We start from the raw sequence: 1,959 nt of genomic DNA on the forward strand, positions 1-1,959 counted from the left end.
TCTTCTTCACGAGGCCCACCCATGCCATACTTCGCCTCGGCAATGGCAGCAACCCTGCCGCGATCGAGCAACAAACCGATCTTCGCCCACTATTCCGGCAGCACGCTCTCATGCCGCATTCCGCTCGTAGCCAAGCTCGTAACGTCTCGGGAGCGTGACCGCTTGAAGCCGCTTCATACCAGGTATGCCCCTCGCGCTATCCATGTCTCGGGCTAACCCTCAATGAAGGTTCTTGCTTCCTCGACGGCCTTCGCCTCCGCGTCGAGTACCCGGCTCCTGTAGCCGATGTCCCAGACCGCCCAGGTCTCGGCCGTGTCCTGGCCTTGCACGATGCTGGAGATCAATGGTTGCAGCGGCTCGGACTGCTCGTATGGGATGGCCGACCGGCCGTACCAGTAGATGAGATCCCCGCCAGTGCGGACATCCATTTCTCCCTCGGCGAAGAGCTGCGCCCACCACCGCACCAACGCCCAAGCTCGAGGGAGGCGGGTCATCCGGAGTCAGTCCCAGCTCAGCCACTACACGGCCGAACAGTTCATGGGCGTTGGGTTCTTCAGCGCGGGTCAATCCTGCTAGAAGCGGCGGGGAATGACTCTCGACTCCTGCGAGCAGGCCGTCGAGCCCGAACTGGGTAAGCGTGTCGGACCCGGCGTGATGTCCCACGAGCTGATTGATCGCCACCTATGCAAACTGGGGCCCGTTGAGCTTCGGCGCGGGTCTACTCCACGCCCGCTTGAACGCTTTGTTACCGGCGAGGAACTTCGAGAGCGGAGGGCACCCAGCCGGGCATGCTTGGATCGTTAGTCATGGCCCATCCTTTGCAGCGCCGTGCCGGTCACCCCGGATCGCGCATCTTGAGCGTGGCCTCGTACCGCCCGCGAACCGAGGTGGGCAACGAGGCGATCGCCGCCCTGATCGAGTCGAGCGACGAATGGATCCGCCGCCGCTGCGGCATCGAGTCGCGCCGGCGCGCCGCACCCGACGAGGACCTGGTCATGATGGCCACGGCGGCCGCCTCCAAGGCCCTGGCCGGTGCAGGCGTTGACCCGTGCGACGTCTCGGCCGTCCTGGTGGCGACGATGTCCCACCGTGGCCGCTCGGCCACCGCAGCACCCCTGGTGGCCGACGCGTTGGGAGCCACCGAGGCAGCCGCGATGGATCTGGGAGCGGCATGCGCCGGATTCCCGTACGCCCTTGCGACCGCCGATGCGCTCGTCCGCAGCGGCTCGGCCGGTTACGTGGTCCTGGTCGGCGCCGAGCGTATGACCGACATCGTCGACGAGCGTGACCGCAGCACGGCGTTCCTGTTCGGCGACGGCGCGGGCGCGGTGGTCATCGGTCCGGCGCAGACGTGCGATATCGGCCCGGTGGTGTGGGGTGCTGACGGCTCCGGGAGCGAGTTGCTGCGGTACGATGAAACGGGCATCCTGCGCATGGCCGGCCCTGAGGTCTTCCGCTGGGCGACCTCCCTTGTCCCCGACCTGGCCAGGCGCGCGCTGGACGCGGCGGGCATCTCGGCGGATGACCTTGCGGCTTTCATCCCCCACCAGGCCAACCTGCGCATCATCTCCGCCACCGCAAAGGCCCTGGAACTCGGCCCGCACGTGCGAGTGGCCACTGACATCACGACCAACGGCAACACCGGCGCGGCTTCCATCCCCCAGGCCATGGCAGCCCTGCCCGACACGACGGGTCCCGCACTGCTCGTCGGCTTCGGCGCCGGCCTCTCGTACGCGGCTCAGGTCGTCATATTGCCCTGACCCACGGTTGCGATGTCCGTTGGTGACGGTTGGTTTACGCAACTGGCCATGGAACAGAGTGTTTTTGCCGCACTCATTTGCCGCAATCCGCTCGCCGCACAGCGCACCAGGGCAGGCCCAGGCCGGCTGACGCCCGCCGTGCCGATGTGAGTGCACTGAAATAGCGGGTCCACCCTCCTTCGGCCCGCCGCAGGAGGGC

General features: G+C 66.9%; 2 protein-coding genes. One reads left to right on the forward strand and one right to left on the reverse strand.

The window, feature by feature from the left end; translation table 11 throughout:
- Positions 1-212: 212 nt before the first annotated feature.
- Complete coding sequence (locus Ahu01nite_RS49975) at positions 213-428, reverse strand: hypothetical protein (RefSeq protein ID WP_203843832.1); 216 nt, start codon at positions 426-428, stop codon at positions 213-215.
- A 378-nt stretch (positions 429-806) separates the two neighbouring features.
- Here Ahu01nite_RS49975 and Ahu01nite_RS49980 point away from each other — a divergent pair, with 378 nt between their 5' ends.
- Positions 807-1,760 carry a beta-ketoacyl-ACP synthase 3 gene (locus Ahu01nite_RS49980; RefSeq protein ID WP_239159807.1) on the forward strand — a complete coding sequence of 318 codons (954 nt, stop codon included), beginning with the start codon at positions 807-809 and terminating at the stop codon, positions 1,758-1,760.
- Positions 1,761-1,959 lie beyond the last annotated feature (199 nt).

Source organism: Winogradskya humida (assembly GCF_016862215.1).
Lineage (GTDB): Bacteria > Actinomycetota > Actinomycetes > Mycobacteriales > Micromonosporaceae > Actinoplanes > Actinoplanes humidus.

Coding starts and splice junctions, on each gene's coding strand:
- Ahu01nite_RS49975 (WP_203843832.1), bottom strand. CDS start 428: ATGGATGTCCGCACTGGCGGGGATCTCATCTACTGGTACGGCCGGTCG.
- Ahu01nite_RS49980 (WP_239159807.1), top strand. CDS start 807: ATGGCCCATCCTTTGCAGCGCCGTGCCGGTCACCCCGGATCGCGCATC.